The sequence below is a fragment of the Viridibacterium curvum genome (assembly GCF_039544165.1).
In the GTDB taxonomy this organism is placed as follows: domain Bacteria; phylum Pseudomonadota; class Gammaproteobacteria; order Burkholderiales; family Rhodocyclaceae; genus Viridibacterium; species Viridibacterium curvum.
Genome location: NZ_BAABLD010000015.1, coordinates 85,192 through 99,919 on the forward strand (window position 1 = coordinate 85,192; position 14,728 = coordinate 99,919).

A 14,728-nucleotide genomic window follows, 5' to 3' on the forward strand; every position below is an offset into this window, starting at 1 on the left:
CTGCTTCCTTCGTATCAACCGGCCCAGTTGTACAAAGGATGCACATCCAGCGAGTGCGCGCTCCAGACGCGCCAATCCTCACCCAATGTGACAGTCAATTCTTCCGCAAGCTGCCTTGCCCGGCCCGCACCTTCCACCGGAAGGAAAACACACGCGCCAGAACCACTCATGCGCGCTGCGCCATGGGCTGCAAGAACATCCACCGCACGCTGCACGGCCGGATACAACCTGCATGCCACCGGCTGCATGTCGTTGCGCGCCTCCTGCTCAATGCGCCGCAACACTTCAGCCGCTGGAAAGCCCGTAATTATGGTGGCTTTGGAGTCTCTCGTCAAATGCTTGTCGCGAAAAATTTCCACGGTCGGTACTGAAACCGGTGGCTCGACCACGATATACGCGGACGGAGGCAGATCCAGCGGCTGCAGATCCTCGCCCACCCCCTCTGCCAGCGCCGTGCGACCGAAGACAAAAAACGGCACATCAGCCCCCAGCTCCAGCGCCCATTCCTGCAGCTGGGCACGCGGCACACCAAGCTGCCAGAGGTGATTGAGCGCCAACAGCGTGGTCGCCGCATCAGAACTGCCGCCTCCCAAGCCTCCCCCCATGGGCAAGCGCTTGTCGATGCCGATATCTACCCCCAAGCGGCACTCCGTGCGCAGCTGCAACAGGCGGGCTGCGCGCACGATGAGATCCTGCTCGGCCGGCACCCCGGACACATCGGTCAGGCGTCGGATCTCACCATCGTGCCGCGCACGGAAATGCAACTGGTCGCCGTGATCCAGCATGCGGAACGCCGTTTGCAGCGTGTGGTATCCGTCAGCACGGCGCCCGGTAATGTGCAGAAACAGATTGATCTTCGCTGGCGCGAGACAACTGACAAAGCCTGAGTCCATAACCTCGCTCAGAGCAGCCAGGAATCGATGACCAGGCGTATACGCAGGCCCGGCACCTCGGCCTCGACAATGCGCGGCAAGGCGTCGGGGCGGTCGGCCTCGTATTCCTGCACGCGAATGGTCCAGCCGCTGTCCAGTCCTTCGAGCAGGCGCCCCTTGTCATCGAATTTTGCAATGCCGTTCTGCCCGAGGCGGCCGACAACCCACAACGAAAGGGACTGGATGGGCACGGGGCGATCCGTCAGCCGCGCCATGAGTTCATCTGCACTGCGAGATTCGTACTTCTCGCCAGCCGAAGTGAGCCAGCGCGCGCCCTGCGCATCACGCTGCAACTCGGCGACGATCATGCCTAACGAGTTCTCGAAGCCCATCGCGTCCTGCGCCGGCGTGTGCTCCCAAGCCATACGGATGGTTTCGGCACGCCGCGCCTGAGTGATGGCGACGCGTGCCGTCAGCGCGAAGTTCTGGATCTCACTGCGCGGCGGGCGTGGCGGCACATCAGTCGGACGGGAGGGCTGGCCGGCGCAAGCCGCCAGCAGAATGGCGCACAGGCCAAGCAGAAGCGTGCGCGCTGCGGAAAGTACATTCATGCAGGGAGTCCTCATTGCAGCAGGCGCTGCCTCACGTCCTTGAGCGTGGGGCTCTCAGGGTCGAGGCTTTCGGCCTCGCTGAGCACCTTGCGAGCCTCGTCCTTCTGGCCGTTTTTCCACAAGGCTTCGCCCAGGTGTGCAGAGATCTCGGCATCGGCCATCATCTCTTTGGCCTGCCGCAGCAAACGAATCGCTTCATCCAGCTTGCCCTGCCGGAAACGCAACCAGCCCAGGCTGTCGACGATGGCAGCACTTTCCGGCGACAAGCGGACAGCGCGCACGAGCAGGCGCTCGGCCTCGGGCAAACGCAGGTTGCGGTCTGCAAGCGAATAACCGAGGGCGTTGTAGGCCAGCGGCTCATCGGGCTGAACCGCAATGGCACGCTTCAGATAGCGCTCCATGTCCTCATGACGCCCCAGTTTCTCGGCAACCATGCCTGCCTCGAACAACACGTCATGCTCATCCGGGCGCTCGCTCAGGAAGTTCTCCAGCATCTGCAGCGCCTCGTTGGAACGACCGCCGGCCGACATCGCGTTGGCTTGCCAGACCACCAGCAGATAGGCCTTCTGCGGCTGGCGGCGCACGGCCTCACTGACAACGGTTCGCGCTTCGTCGCCCTTGCCTTGCATGGCGAGCAACTGTACACGGCGCACGGCGGCATTCATGTAGGCCGAACCGGACTCGATAGCACCAAGCTCGGCCATGGCTTCGTCAAACTTGCCCTGGCGCTCCAGGATGCTCGACATGAACAGGCGCAAGGTGTCGGCATTGCCGGCCTTCTCCGCCTTCAAACGGCGCACCAGCGCCTCGGGGTCACCGGTCTTGTCCAGCTTCATCCACTGGCCAAGTGCGCGATTGGCAAGTTGCTCGTCATCCGGCGAATCGTTGAACAAGGCGCGATAGATGGCCAGCGCTTCTGCGTCACGCCTGACCGAAACCAGCCAGCGCGCGTACTGCTCGCGTGCTTGCCTTGCTTGCGGATAGCGCTTGCCGAAGCGCCCCAGCTCCTCTATGGCCGCGGTCCAGCGTGTGGCCGGCGCGGCCAGTGCGCGCAGTCGTGCGGCGGCCTCAAAGTCGGGACGCACATCCAGCGCGCGCTGTGCAGCCGCCTCGGCCTTGACTGAGTCCCCCGCATCGAGCGCAGCCCGGGCCACGGCATAGTGGGTTTCGGCATAGCGGCCATAGGGGCGCGTCAGGCGCTCGATCATGGAGAGCACGGCGGCCTTGTCCGGATAACGCGACAAGAGGCCGGGCAGCATGTCGATGTAGGCCTCGACCGGCATGGTTTCGGATTCCAGGAGTTTGCGCAGCTGGACCTCAACATCCTCCAGCTTGGCCGTCTGCCCTGAGACGGCACGCACGAAGGCCTGGGTCGCACCCGGCGCATTCGGCTCCAGCTCCAGCCACAATTTGCCGGCCTGCGCACTCAGTTCCAGTTGGCCTGCACCCAGCGCCAGTTCGTGAGCACGCTTGGCCAACGCCGCGTTACGCGTCACCTGCGCCATCGACAAGTAGATCGACGCCCCCAGCCCGGGCTGGCCACGCTGAGCCGCCGTCTCGGCGAGCAGGATATTGGCCACCAGTTCGCCATTGACGCCCGACGGCGCCTGCAACACCGAACGGGTGGGGGCGGGCGCTTCCTGCGCGCAGACAATGTGGCTGAAGGCCGAGCAACTGAAGACCAGCGCGGCGAGGCGAACACCGACGGGAACTGCCATGGGGACTCCGGGCGTAATGCGGTCGGCCAGCCGACCCTGTCTGCAGATGGTATCAGCTATGTCCGCGACGCAAGACGACGCTGGCGCCTGACGCACGGTAGGATGCTGCTTCCCTCAAGCACCTCCACTGCCCGATGCCTGAACTGCCCGAAGTCGAAACCACCCGCCGGGGCATCGCCGAACACATCGTGGCGCAGACGGTCAGTGGGGTTGCCGTCCGCCAGCCACAACTTCGATACCCGGTGCCCGCAGATCTCGGCGAGCAACTGACCGGCCAGCCCTTGCGGGCCGTGCGACGACGAGCCAAGTACCTGTTGCTCGACTTCGCAGGCGGCAGCCTGCTGATCCACTTGGGCATGTCGGGCAGCCTGCGTGTATTGCCGACGACGACCACGCCCGATAAACACGACCACGTCGACATCGTCTTCGGCGAATGCCTGCTGCGCCTGCACGACCCGCGCCGCTTTGGCGCCGTGCTGTGGGTGGCCGAACCGGTCGCTGACCACCCACTGCTGGCCAAGCTGGGGCGGGAGCCGCTCGAAGACGGGTTCGATGGAGGCTGGCTGCACGCCGCTACGCGCAACGCCAGAACGCCCATCAAGCTGTGGCTGATGGACGCCAGTCACGTAGTCGGCGTCGGCAACATCTACGCCTCGGAAAGCCTGTTCCGTGCCCGCATCGACCCGCGTACGCCGGCCGGCAAGCTGTCACGCGAACGCTGCATCAGACTTGCCGATGAGGTGCGCCAGACCCTGCAGGAAGCCCTCGCTGCGGGTGGCAGCACCCTGCGCGATTTTGTCGCCGTCAATGGCCGCTCCGGCTACTTCCAGCAAAACTACTTCGTCTATGCACGGGACGGGGAGCCTTGCCGCGTCTGCGGCCATGCCATTCGCAAACTGGTGATGGGTCAGCGCAGCACTTTCCACTGCGCTCGCTGCCAGCGGCGCTGAGGCCGGCTCGACGACGACCAGCGGCTTTGTGCGGCGCGGAACGGGCCTGCGGGGATATTGCGCCCTTGCCGAATCCGGCTATGCTTGTGAATTATTTGATTTTCCGACTTTTCCGGAGCCCGTTTCATGACCTTGATCGATCAGTTTTCCGAGTACTCGCGCTGGCGCAGCGAAGTCGCCGGTGTCGTGCAAGGCCTGCGCAACTGGATGGACAACAACGACCTGTCCGACGCCCAGGCCGACATGCGCCTCGCTCATGTGCTCGAACGACTCAAGGAGGACAAGCTGGTCGTGGCCTTCGTGGCCGAGTTCTCGCGCGGCAAGTCAGAGTTGATCAACGCCATCTTCTTCGCCCAGTACGGCAACCGCGTGCTGCCCTCCAGCGCTGGCCGCACCACAATGTGCCCGACCGAACTCGCCTGGGACAACGGCGCCACTCCCGGCATCCGTCTGCTGCCCATCGAGACGCGTGCGCGTCAGGAAAGCGTCGCCGAGTTGCGCCGCGTGGCCTCCGAGTGGACGCTGGAACCCTTCGACGTGCAGAGCGCCGAAAGCCTGCAAACTGCCTTCAAGCGCGTTTCGGAAACCAAACTGGTGACCCGCGACGAAGCCGAGCGCCTCGGCTTTCCGGTCGACGACACTGGCCGCGAGGGCACCCGCCCCGACGCTAACGGCATGATCGAAGTCGCCTGCTGGCGCCATGCCATCATCCAGTTCCCTCACCCGCTGCTTGAACAGGGGCTGGTCATCGTGGACACCCCGGGTCTCAACGCCATCGGCTCGGAGCCCGAGCTGACCCTGTCAATGATCCCCAACGCCCACGCAGTGCTCTACCTCCTGGCCGCCGACACTGGCGTCACGCAGAGCGACCTGCAGGTGTGGGAGAAGCACGTCAACATCGGCCGCAAGCAAAAGGGCGGTCGCATGGTTGTGCTCAACAAGATCGACGGCTTGTGGGATGGCCTGCGCAGCGAAGAGCAGATCGAAAGCGAAATCCGCAAACAGGTGCAGACAGTGGCGGACACGCTGGGCATCACGACCGATCAGGTCTACCCGGTCTCAGCGCAGAAAGCGCTATACGCCAAGGTGCATCAGGACTCGGCCCTGCTGGAACGCTCCCGCATCAACCAGCTGGAATCCGCACTGAGCAGCCAGATGCTGCCCACTCGCCAGGAAATCACGCGCGACAACGCCTTGCTCGAAACCGGCGAAATCGTCCGCCGCCTCTCGGAGCTGCTCAACGCCCGTGGCCGCAGCCTGCAGGAACAGCTCAAGGAAATGTCAGACCTGCGTGGCAAGAACCAGGGCGTCATCGAATACATGATGCGCAAGGTGCGCGCCGAACGCGACGAGTTCGAAACCGGCCTGCAGAAGTACCATGCCGTGCGCAGCGTGTTCACCAGCCTGTCGAACAAGCTGTTCTCGCACATCGGCGTGGACACCGTGCGCACCGAAACCCGCCGCACGCGCGCCAAGATGGTCGATGCCAACTTCTCCAAGGGTCTGCGTGAGGCCATGCTGCAGTTCTTCGGCAACCTGCGCAGCAACTTGCGCAAGTCGTCCGACGAGATCAACGAAATCACCGAGATGCTTGAGGCGATGTACAAACGCTTCGCCGTCGAACACGGCCTCAAGCTTGCCCCGCCTTCGAGCTTTTCGACGGTTCGTTACGAGCGCGAAATTGCGCGTCTCGAAAAAGCCTTCGACGACCAGCTCAACACCATGAGCGCAATGATCACTCAGTGGAAAGGCACGGTCACCCAGCGCTTCTTCGACACCATCGCCATCGAAGCGCGCCGCACCTTCGAAGTCGCCAACCGCGACATCGAGCAATGGCTACGCGCGGTGATGTCGCCGCTGGAAACACAGGTGCGTGAATACCAGTTACAGCTCAAACGCCGCCTCGAAAGCGTCAAACGCGTGCATGAAGCCACCGGCACACTGGAAGACCGTATTGGTGAGCTCAAGCAAGCTGACGAAGCGCTGGCTCGCCAGCACCATGAGTTGGAGCGACTCCGCCATTCCATCGAGACCGCGCTGGGCGGCAGCCTCGACGCCATCCCCGAGGACGACGCGGTCGCAGCCTGAATCCGGACCGCCAGGCATCCAGGCAACAAAAAAGGCACCTCGCGGTGCCTTTTTTGTTGCCTCCCACCTGCGTCAAGCCTTGGCTTCGACCAGTTTGTAGTACTTCTGCATCAGCTGATCCTTGCTCTCGACGATCTCCGGGTTGAGCGGGATGCAATCGACCGGGCAGACCTGCTGGCACTGCGGCTCATCGTAGTGCCCCACGCACTCGGTGCATTTGTTAGGGTCGATTTCGTAAATTTCGGCGCCCTGCGAAATCGCTTCGTTGGGGCATTCCGGCTCGCAGACGTCGCAGTTGATGCATTCGTCCGTAATCATCAGGGCCATGTCTTCAACAACCTTTCAAAACAAGATTCAACGACTCGCCAGAACCTTCTGGCGTATCCGTTCGGCGACCTGTGGATGCACAAAGGTGCTCACGTCGCCGCCCAGCAATCCGATCTCGCGCACCATCGTAGCGGAGACGAACATGTATTCCTCGCCGGGCGTCAGGAACAATGTTTCGACATCGGGATACAGCTTGCGGTTCATCCCCGCCATCTGGAACTCGTACTCGAAATCCGACACCGCGCGCAGACCCCGCACGATCACGCGCGCGCCCTGGCTGCGGATGAAATCCATCAGCAAACCTGAAAACCCTAGCACAGTCACGTTACTGCAATCTGCCAGCACGCTCGTAGCCAGTTCGACACGTTCGTCGAGCGAGAACAAGGGCCGCTTGCCCGAGCTTTGTGCCACCCCGACGATCACCCGATCGAAAAGGCTGGCGGCCCGCCGCACAAGGTCTTCATGACCACGCGTGAGCGGGTCAAAAGTCCCGGGATACACCGCGATATGAGTCTTCACGCCTGCTCCACGGCAAACAATTGATAGTGCACCTGCCCTGCCTTGCCGGCCTTGATCCTTTGCAAACCGGCAAACGACTCGACAGCAAATTCGGCCTCGACATACACCCTCGCACCGGGTGCCAGCAGACGTGGCAGCAGGGGCTCGATACGTTTCAGCCAATCCATCCGGTAAGGCGGATCAAGCATGACGAGGTCGAAAGCTGCACCCCCAGTTCCAATCGCCTGATCCTGAAGGAATTTTAGCGCATCGCCTCGCTGTAGCCGAACGTTCTTTACGCCCAGGCCCTGCAGCGCCTTGGCAAGGTGGGCGTGTACCTTGGGAGCAAACTCCAGCATCACGACTTCGGCAGCCCCGCGCGAAGCGGCTTCGAAGCCCAGCGCACCGCTGCCGGCGAACAGGTCCAGGCAACGCCAGCCCTCCAGATCCTGCCCCAGCCAGTTGAACAGGGTCTCGCGGACGCGGTCCGGCGTCGGTCGCAAACCCATAGCGTCCGGCACCTCAATCAGTCGCGAACGAAGACTGCCGCCCACAATGCGTACACGGCTCATACCCGAGCCCCACTCAGGGAGCCAGGGCCCATCTGATAGACTTTCCCGTCAGACAGCGAGGCGCCAGGCAGTATCCACATGTTCAGTTTTTTCAAGAAATCCGGTGGCGACGAAGCCGCTCAGAAAAATGCCCAGCAGAACGCGCAGGCGCCCGAACCGGCCAGCGAAGCGCCTGCCTCCAGCTGGTTCGGCCGACTCAAGGCCGGCCTGTCGCGCACCCGCCAGCAGCTCGGAGCGCTGGGCGACCCCATCAGTGGCTTGTTCTCGCGTCGCAAGATCGACGAGGAACTGCTCGAAGAGCTGGAAACCACTCTGCTGATGGCCGATTGCGGCGTGGAGGCTACCACGGCCCTGCTTACCGAGCTGCGCCGCCGCTGGAAAACCGACAAGCTGGAAAGCGGCGAGCAGCTGCAAGAGGCGCTGGCCGAAGCGCTGCACAACCTGCTCGCGCCACTGCAGGCGCCCCTGGTCGTCAGCGGCCACAAACCTTTCATCATCATGCTGGCGGGCGTCAATGGCGCTGGCAAGACCACCTCAATCGGCAAGCTCGCTCGGCACTTTCAATCGCAAGGCAAGAGCGTGCTGCTGGCAGCCGGTGATACGTTCCGCGCGGCGGCGCGCGAACAGCTCATGGAATGGGGCCGCCGCAATGACGTGACCGTCATTGCGCAAGAGAGTGGGGATCCGGCCGCCGTGGCTTTCGACGCCATTGCGGCGGCCAAGGCGCGCAGCATCGATATCGTGCTCATCGATACCGCGGGCCGCCTGCCGACCCAGCTCAACCTGATGGAAGAGATTGCCAAGGTGCGTCGCGTCATCCAGAAGGCCGAACCCAGCGGCCCGCACGAAGTGCTGCTGGTGCTGGATGCCAACATCGGCCAGAACGCCCTCGCGCAGCTCAAGGCTTTTGATGCGGCCATCGGCGTGACAGGCCTCGTCATCACCAAGCTCGATGGGACGGCCAAGGGGGGCGTGATCGCCGCGATTGCCCGTACCCACCCCAAGCCCCTGCGCTATATCGGCGTCGGCGAAGGCATTGAGGATCTGCAGGCTTTTGAAGCCCGTGAATTCGTCCACGCGCTGTTCGGACAAGCCAACTGATGTCGAGGTATGGTAAAAGCATGCGACCGGTAACAACGATAACGGAGACGCGTCCATGCCCAAACTGTTCCAAGCCTTGCTCGGTGGCCTGCTTGCCATGAGCCTTGTCCCATCGGCCCCGGCTGCCGACACCGACTTCCAGACCACCGGCATCCAGCACAACATGCCGGCTTTCTACGAATCGCTGAAGTCGCGACTCGACTTCCGCATGGCCTGGAACCCCAAGATCAAGGATCTGAGCGCCTGGCGCAAGGCCGGTCGCGACAAGATGTGGGAACTGACCCTGCAGTTGCCTGACAGGACGCCTTTCAATGCCGTCGTGCTCGACGAGCAGGATCGCGGCAGCTATGTCGCCCGCAAAGTCGTCTTCAACCTCACGGCCGACAGCCGCGTCCAGGCCCTGATGCTGGTGCCCAAGGGCAAAGGCCCCTTCCCCGCCGCGCTGATGCTGCACGACCACGGCTCGAAGTTCGACATCGGCAAGGAAAAGCTGATCGAGACCTGGGGCAACGACGCCCGGCTCGAATCGTCGAAGGCCTGGGCAAAGCGCTTCTTCAGCGAGAAATTCCCCGGCGACGAGCTCGCCAAGCGCGGCTACGTCGTACTGGCGCATGACGCGCTGGGCTGGGGCGACCGCGCTGCACTGACCTTCGACATTCAGCAAGCCGTCGCCGCCAACAGCCTTAATCTGGGCACTTCGCTGGCCGGCATCATGGCGCTCGAAGATGCGCGCGCAGCCGAATTCCTCGCCGCGCAGACCGAAGTCGACAAGAAGCGCGTCGCGGCCATCGGTTTCTCGATGGGCGCTTTCCGCGCCTGGCAGGTTGCTGCCCTGTCGGACGCCGTAACCGCGGGTATCGTGGTGAACTGGATGGCCACCACGCAAGGCCTGATGGTGCCGGGCAACAACCAGCTCAAGGGGGCGTCTGCCTGGAACATGCTGCACCCTGGCGTGCTGCGTTACCTCGACTTCCCCGATGTGGCGAGCCTCGCCGCCCCCAAGCCGATGCTGTTCTTCGCGGGTGAGAAGGACGCGCTGTTCCCGGTCGACGCGGTCAACGCGTCGTACGACAAGATGCGCAAGGTGTGGGGGGCCTGGAAGGCCGACAACAAGTTCGACGCACGCATGCTGCCTGGTGCCCACGAATTCGTTGCCGACACCCAAAGCGCTGCTTACGACTGGCTGGACAAGCAGTTCAAGTAAGAAAGCCATCCGCCACGCGACAAGGGCCTGCCGTGCAGGCCCTTTGTCTTGGCGGGCACATTACAATGCGCGCTCGCCTTGAGCCCGGCTTGTCGCCAGCCTTTCTTTCATGATCCAGTTCGACCACGTCAGTAAGACCTACCCCGGTGGCCACACGGCACTGGACGAGCTCACGCTGGATATCCGCCACGGTGAGCTGCTGGTGCTCGCTGGCCACTCGGGCGCCGGCAAGAGCACCCTGCTAAAGCTCGTCGCCGCACTCGAATCACCGAGCAGTGGCCGCGTGATGGTCAATGGCCTCGACGTAGGCCGCATGCGCCAATCACAGATCCCCTACCTGCGCCGCAGCCTGGGCCTGGTGATGCAGGAACATCGCCTGCTGATGGATCGCAGCGTGCTCGACAATGTCATGCTGCCGCTGCAGGTCTCGGGTGAGATCGCGCGTACCTCGAAGCGCGAGGCAATCACACGCGCCAGCGTGGCGCTCGAAAAGGTGGGCCTGTCGGGCTTCGAGAAGGCCCTGCCGGTGACGCTCTCCGGTGGCGAGCAACAACGCGTTGCCATCGCGCGCGCCATCGTCAACCGGCCCAGCATCCTCATTGCCGACGAGCCGACCGCTCACCTCGACCCGGCGTATGCACGTGACATCGCAGCACTGTTTCGCAGCTTCCATGCCGCAGGCGTCACGCTGATCCTTGCCACCCACGACGACACGCTCTACTCGCCCTATGGCGCACGACGCATCGAGCTCGCCCACGGAAAGCTGATGCAATGAGCGAACATCTGGACGCTCTTCAGCAAGCCATCCGCCGGCTCGTCAGCAAGCCGCTGACGGCCTTGCTGTCGGCGCTCGTGGTAGCCATTGCACTGACCCTGCCGGCACTGGGCTGGGCTCTCGTCGAGAACCTCGCTGGCCTGGCACATGGCATGACCGGTGAGCCCGAGATCAGCCTGTTCCTGAAGCACGAAATCACGGGCGACGCGACGCGCGCCGTCGAACAGAAGCTGCGCAACAACCCGCAGATCGCTCGCGTACGCTTCGTACCGCGCGATCAAGCCTTGCAGCAGCTGGCCGCACGCGGGGGCTTCGGTGACGTAACGGGTGCCCTGCTCGACAACCCCCTGCCCGATGCATTCGTGCTCGAACCGCGCGATGACAGCCCTGCCAGCTTCAAAGCCCTGCAGGCAGAGCTTTCGGCCATGCCTGAAACCGCGCTGGTTCAGCTCGATGCCGAATGGGTCGAACGTCTCGCTGCCATCGTACAGCTGGGACGCAGCGCAAGCCTGACGCTGGCACTGCTGCTGGGCACGGCGCTGGTAATCGTCACCTTCAACACTTTGCGCCTGCAGATCCTCACGTTGCGGCACGAGATCTCGGTAAAGTTGCTGCTCGGCGCCACGCGCCCGGCGGTGCGCCGGCCCTTCCTCTACTTCGGCCTGCTGCAGGGCCTGCTGGGTGGTCTGCTGGCCTGGGGGCTGGTGACGCTGCTGCTGCGGTTGCTGGCACCCGCCATCGAAGCGCTGGCCCGCACCTACAGCGTCACGCTCAGCCTGCAAGGGCCGGACGCACTGCAGACCGGCTGCCTGTTGGCCTTCACGGCCTTGCTGGGCTGGCTGGGTGCGGCCATCTCGGTGCGCCGCCACGTGCAGGATGGCCTGGTCGACTGAGCCCGCCAGCGCTGGGCACAAACCCATAGGGGCGCTTTTCTTGCAGCGCAACAGAGTCGCGCCATAATGGCTGGCGTAACGCGCAAGCACGTACATTGCACCCGCCCCGGGAGACTCCATGGAACCACTCAAACTCGCCATTGCCTGTCAGGGCGGCGGTAGCCACTGCGCCTTCGGAGCCGGCGTACTGATCGAGTTGCTGTCACGCATCGACGCTGAAGGCCTGTTGCCTTACAACGGCCAGCGCTACCGCATCGTCTCGCTGGCCGGCACCTCGGGCGGCGCCATCAATGCACTGATTGCCTGGCTGGGCCTGACGCATCCCGTCGGCCCCGAGATCGGTCGCCGCGCACTGACCGACTTCTGGCACGACATGTCGGCCCACTCGGTCGGCGACATGTTCAACAACTTCTTCACCGTGCAGTCACAACGCCTGCGCGAGGTGCTGCCACATGTCGAAAGTGCTCCCAACGTGCTGTCGCGCTGGGCTCAGGAACGCATTCTGGAGCTCCTGCAGAAGTACGTACCCTTCGAGACCCTGCCCTCAATGCTGGGCCCGCACACCCCGAAGCTTCTGATCGGCGCCGCCAATGTTCTGACGGGTCAGGCACACGTCTTCCGTGCCGGGCCGCAGCGCGCGCCGCGTGCCATCGAAGTCCTGGCCTCGACGGCCGTCCCGAACCTCTACAACGCCGTGGATGTCGACGGACAGCCCTACTGGGATGGTCTTTTGTCGCAAAACCCGCCGGTGCGCAACCTGCTGTCGGGCTGCGACCTCGATGAAAAGCCGGACGCGATCTGGCTGTTGCGCATCAACCCGCGCGAGCATTCGGGCATTCCGCAGCGTCTGGCCGACATCACGGACCGCCAGAACGAGATGGCTGGCAATCTGGCGCTGGAGCAGGAAATGTTCTTCATCCGGCAGGTCAACAAGTGGCTGGAGCAAGGCGTGCTCGACAGCAGCGGCTTCAAACCCGTGGTGTGGCAGGAGATCGTGCTGGACGCCAAAGGCGACAACGGCGATTCACTGGACTACGCTTCCAAACTCGATCGCGACCCGGTTTTCATCGAGGGCCTTATCGCCTTGGGGCGCGAAGAGGCACGTGCTTTTCTGGGCCCCTGAAGCAGCCGGCCCGGCCTCGGGGTACTCAAGCCCGCTGCGATGATGCCGATAGACCTGCGCTATGGATTGCGAGATCCATTTGAAATCAGCGCCTTGCGTGCACACTTGACCCATGACGCGCGTGTCGGGAACTTAGACCCTTTGTTAGCACTCAATACATGCGAGTGCTAAAATCGTCTCACAGTGATGTTGCAGTCAACGGTTGCAGAGGGCTTCACACCATGACCACAAACGCTTTGTCCTTCCCGATGCCGAATGCGCTGGGCAGTATCGACCAGTACATTTCAGCCGCCAATCGCTTCCCCATGCTCACTGAAGAGCAGGAGCTGTCGCTGGCGCGTCGCCTGAAGCAGAACAACGATCTAGAAGCCGCACGCGCGCTGGTTCTGTCGCACCTCCGTCTGGTGGTGTCGATTGCCCGTAACTATCTCGGCTACGGCCTGCCTCACGCTGACCTGATCCAGGAAGGCAACGTCGGCCTCATGAAGGCCGTCAAGCGCTTCGACCCGGATCGTGGCGTGCGTCTCGTTTCCTTTGCCATGCACTGGATCAAGGCCGAAATCCACGAATACATTCTGCGCAACTGGCGTCTGGTAAAGATCGCCACGACCAAGGCACAGCGCAAGCTGTTCTTCAACCTGCGCAGCATGCGCAGCCAGAACGGCGAGGCACCGCACAACCTGACCCAGGATGAGGCCAGCGACATCGCGCAGAAGCTGGGCGTGAAGACCGAAGAGGTCTTCGAGATGGAATCGCGTTTCGCCGGTGGCGACGTGTCGCTGGAAGGCTCCGGCGACGACGAGGACGAACACCGCATCGCCCCGCTCGCCTGGCTGGCCGACTCGGCACCAGAACCTTCTGAAGAACTGGCAACGGCTCAACACGAGCGCCTGCAGGACGAAGGTTTGCGCAACGCACTGGCCAGCCTCGACGAGCGTAGCCGCGCCATCGTGCAACGCCGCTGGCTGATTGAAGATGGCGAGCTTGCGGCCACCCTGCACGAACTGGCCGCCGAGTATGGCGTGTCGGCCGAGCGCATCCGCCAGATCGAAGTGAAGGCGATGCAGAAGATGCGTGGTTTGCTATCGGCCAACTGAGCCCGATTCAGAAATGAACCACACAAGGCCGACACCCTGTCGGCCTTTTTTATCGCCCCAACCAGGCCGTTTGTCTCTGGCAAAAACAATAAAAACGCCGATTGACGCCTGACGACCACTCGAAAAACCAGACAAGCGACGCCAAGCCAATCGTTCTTGGTGGCGAAATAGTTCGGAGGGCAAACTCCAGAACACAAAGAACCCCGTAACCTGCCGCAGCGACACGAGCAATTGCGGCTGGTGGGATCTGCGCAACAACAACATCCTGTCACCGGCTGACTTCAAGACCTACAACATCACCTGGGGCTCGGTCGGCAGCGGCGAAAAGAATGCTGACGCGTGGACAACCACCGCTACATTCCCGAAAACGCTGACCTACACGTATGAGCCCGTCAGCGCACAGTGCGTCAAGGACAAGCTGCCGCTGTATGCAGGCGTTGGCAAAGGTGGCGCTCAACTGACAGCAGCGGCATGCGCGGGTAGTGCTTCTTCATCGAGCACCGCCTCGTCTGTAGCGTCGTCGCAATCGAGCAGCAAGGCATCATCCAGCGCAACATCGTCGCAGGCCAGCAGCGCAGCATCATCGAGTGTTGCAAGCTCATCAAGTAGCAGCGCATCCGCAGGTAGCGCCCCCGTCCTGTCCGGCACGGGTGATTACCCGACAGGGTTCAAGAAGTGCTCCGATGAAGGTGCAAGCTGCAAGCCCGCGAGCGGCACAGGCTGGGTCGCATTTGGCCGCAAGGGCAAGTGGGTGACCCAGTATGTCGGTGTCGGCAAGAGTATCGCCTGCACCGTTGCCGCATTCGGCTCGGATCCGGCCGGCAATCCGAACAAGTGCTCGTATCAGAACTGAGTTAGTGCCGCCGCAAGAAAATAGGCCAACCGCGCGGTTGGCCTAT

At 62.9% G+C, this 14,728-nt stretch carries 15 protein-coding genes and 1 pseudogene; 9 read left to right on the plus strand and 7 right to left on the minus strand.

Annotated elements, in window-relative coordinates; genetic code table 11:
- Positions 1–14: 14 nt before the first annotated feature.
- The 3 genes from ispE to ABEA02_RS15720 are packed head-to-tail and all read right to left on the minus strand — an operon-like array spanning position 15 to position 3,201.
- Positions 15–893, minus strand: a complete 879-nt coding sequence (ispE, locus tag ABEA02_RS15710; RefSeq protein WP_345534041.1) for a 4-(cytidine 5'-diphospho)-2-C-methyl-D-erythritol kinase — start codon at positions 891–893, stop codon at positions 15–17.
- Between the two features lie 8 nt (positions 894–901).
- Positions 902–1,483: a lipoprotein insertase outer membrane protein LolB gene (locus ABEA02_RS15715; RefSeq protein ID WP_345534042.1), complete on the minus strand. Its 582-nt coding sequence runs from the start codon at positions 1,481–1,483 to the stop codon at positions 902–904.
- 11 nt (positions 1,484–1,494) lie between these two features.
- A complete protein-coding gene (locus ABEA02_RS15720) occupies positions 1,495–3,201 on the minus strand; it encodes a tetratricopeptide repeat protein (protein ID WP_345534043.1) in 1,707 nt (568 codons plus the stop codon).
- 134 nt (positions 3,202–3,335) lie between these two features.
- Here ABEA02_RS15720 and mutM point away from each other — a divergent pair, with 134 nt between their 5' ends.
- Complete coding sequence (mutM, locus tag ABEA02_RS15725) at positions 3,336–4,151, plus strand: bifunctional DNA-formamidopyrimidine glycosylase/DNA-(apurinic or apyrimidinic site) lyase (protein WP_345534044.1); 816 nt, start codon at positions 3,336–3,338, stop codon at positions 4,149–4,151.
- 126 nt (positions 4,152–4,277) lie between these two features.
- Complete coding sequence (locus ABEA02_RS15730; protein WP_345534045.1) at positions 4,278–6,239, plus strand: dynamin family protein; 1,962 nt, start codon at positions 4,278–4,280, stop codon at positions 6,237–6,239.
- Positions 6,240–6,311: 72 nt separating this feature from the next.
- Here the strand turns inward: ABEA02_RS15730 and ABEA02_RS15735 are convergent, their stop codons facing one another.
- Genes ABEA02_RS15735 through rsmD form a run of 3 tightly spaced genes read right to left on the minus strand, consistent with a single transcriptional unit; the run spans position 6,312 to position 7,636 of the window.
- Positions 6,312–6,566 carry a YfhL family 4Fe-4S dicluster ferredoxin gene (locus ABEA02_RS15735; RefSeq protein ID WP_345534046.1) on the minus strand — a complete coding sequence of 85 codons (255 nt, stop codon included), beginning with the start codon at positions 6,564–6,566 and terminating at the stop codon, positions 6,312–6,314.
- 27 nt (positions 6,567–6,593) lie between these two features.
- Positions 6,594–7,085: a pantetheine-phosphate adenylyltransferase gene (gene coaD, locus ABEA02_RS15740; RefSeq protein ID WP_345534047.1), complete on the minus strand. Its 492-nt coding sequence runs from the start codon at positions 7,083–7,085 to the stop codon at positions 6,594–6,596.
- On the minus strand, positions 7,082–7,636 hold the full coding sequence (gene rsmD, locus ABEA02_RS15745; protein ID WP_345534048.1) for a 16S rRNA (guanine(966)-N(2))-methyltransferase RsmD: 555 nt from the start codon (positions 7,634–7,636) through the stop codon (positions 7,082–7,084). Before rsmD ends, coaD begins: the two co-directional genes overlap by 4 nt.
- Before the next feature lie 78 nt (positions 7,637–7,714).
- Here rsmD and ftsY point away from each other — a divergent pair, with 78 nt between their 5' ends.
- From ftsY to ABEA02_RS20190, 7 genes and pseudogenes are all read left to right on the plus strand, one after another.
- Positions 7,715–8,737 carry a signal recognition particle-docking protein FtsY gene (gene ftsY, locus ABEA02_RS15750; protein WP_345534049.1) on the plus strand — a complete coding sequence of 341 codons (1,023 nt, stop codon included), beginning with the start codon at positions 7,715–7,717 and terminating at the stop codon, positions 8,735–8,737.
- A gap of 55 nt (positions 8,738–8,792) precedes the next feature.
- Positions 8,793–9,941: a dienelactone hydrolase family protein gene (locus tag ABEA02_RS15755; protein WP_345534050.1), complete on the plus strand. Its 1,149-nt coding sequence runs from the start codon at positions 8,793–8,795 to the stop codon at positions 9,939–9,941.
- A gap of 109 nt (positions 9,942–10,050) precedes the next feature.
- Positions 10,051–10,716 (plus strand): cell division ATP-binding protein FtsE, encoded by a 666-nt coding sequence (locus tag ABEA02_RS15760; protein ID WP_345534051.1) that lies wholly within the window; start codon positions 10,051–10,053, stop codon positions 10,714–10,716.
- Entirely contained in the window at positions 10,713–11,609 is an 897-nt protein-coding gene (gene ftsX, locus ABEA02_RS15765) for a permease-like cell division protein FtsX (protein WP_345534052.1), read from the plus strand. The genes ABEA02_RS15760 and ftsX overlap by 4 nt, the downstream gene beginning before the upstream one ends.
- 118 nt (positions 11,610–11,727) lie before the next feature.
- Entirely contained in the window at positions 11,728–12,732 is a 1,005-nt protein-coding gene (locus ABEA02_RS15770; protein ID WP_345534053.1) for a patatin-like phospholipase family protein, read from the plus strand.
- 221 nt (positions 12,733–12,953) lie between these two features.
- Entirely contained in the window at positions 12,954–13,829 is an 876-nt protein-coding gene (gene rpoH / locus ABEA02_RS15775; RefSeq protein WP_345534054.1) for an RNA polymerase sigma factor RpoH, read from the plus strand.
- Positions 13,830–14,022: 193 nt separating this feature from the next.
- Positions 14,023–14,262: pseudogene (locus tag ABEA02_RS20190) on the plus strand (pectate lyase family protein); the annotation flags it as partial.
- A gap of 20 nt (positions 14,263–14,282) precedes the next feature.
- On the opposite strand, the gene ABEA02_RS15780 reads toward ABEA02_RS20190, so the two are convergent.
- Positions 14,283–14,477, minus strand: a complete 195-nt coding sequence (locus ABEA02_RS15780; protein WP_345534055.1) for a hypothetical protein — start codon at positions 14,475–14,477, stop codon at positions 14,283–14,285.
- Between the last annotated feature and the right edge of the window lie 251 nt (positions 14,478–14,728).

Coding starts and splice junctions, on each gene's coding strand:
- ispE (WP_345534041.1), bottom strand. CDS start 893: ATGGACTCAGGCTTTGTCAGTTGTCTCGCGCCAGCGAAGATCAATCTG.
- rsmD (WP_345534048.1), bottom strand. CDS start 7,636: ATGAGCCGTGTACGCATTGTGGGCGGCAGTCTTCGTTCGCGACTGATT.
- ftsX (WP_345534052.1), top strand. CDS start 10,713: ATGAGCGAACATCTGGACGCTCTTCAGCAAGCCATCCGCCGGCTCGTC.
- ftsY (WP_345534049.1), top strand. CDS start 7,715: ATGTTCAGTTTTTTCAAGAAATCCGGTGGCGACGAAGCCGCTCAGAAA.
- rpoH (WP_345534054.1), top strand. CDS start 12,954: ATGACCACAAACGCTTTGTCCTTCCCGATGCCGAATGCGCTGGGCAGT.
- ABEA02_RS15730 (WP_345534045.1), top strand. CDS start 4,278: ATGACCTTGATCGATCAGTTTTCCGAGTACTCGCGCTGGCGCAGCGAA.
- ABEA02_RS15760 (WP_345534051.1), top strand. CDS start 10,051: ATGATCCAGTTCGACCACGTCAGTAAGACCTACCCCGGTGGCCACACG.
- mutM (WP_345534044.1), top strand. CDS start 3,336: ATGCCTGAACTGCCCGAAGTCGAAACCACCCGCCGGGGCATCGCCGAA.
- ABEA02_RS15715 (WP_345534042.1), bottom strand. CDS start 1,483: ATGAATGTACTTTCCGCAGCGCGCACGCTTCTGCTTGGCCTGTGCGCC.
- ABEA02_RS15755 (WP_345534050.1), top strand. CDS start 8,793: ATGCCCAAACTGTTCCAAGCCTTGCTCGGTGGCCTGCTTGCCATGAGC.
- ABEA02_RS15735 (WP_345534046.1), bottom strand. CDS start 6,566: ATGGCCCTGATGATTACGGACGAATGCATCAACTGCGACGTCTGCGAG.
- ABEA02_RS15720 (WP_345534043.1), bottom strand. CDS start 3,201: ATGGCAGTTCCCGTCGGTGTTCGCCTCGCCGCGCTGGTCTTCAGTTGC.
- ABEA02_RS15770 (WP_345534053.1), top strand. CDS start 11,728: ATGGAACCACTCAAACTCGCCATTGCCTGTCAGGGCGGCGGTAGCCAC.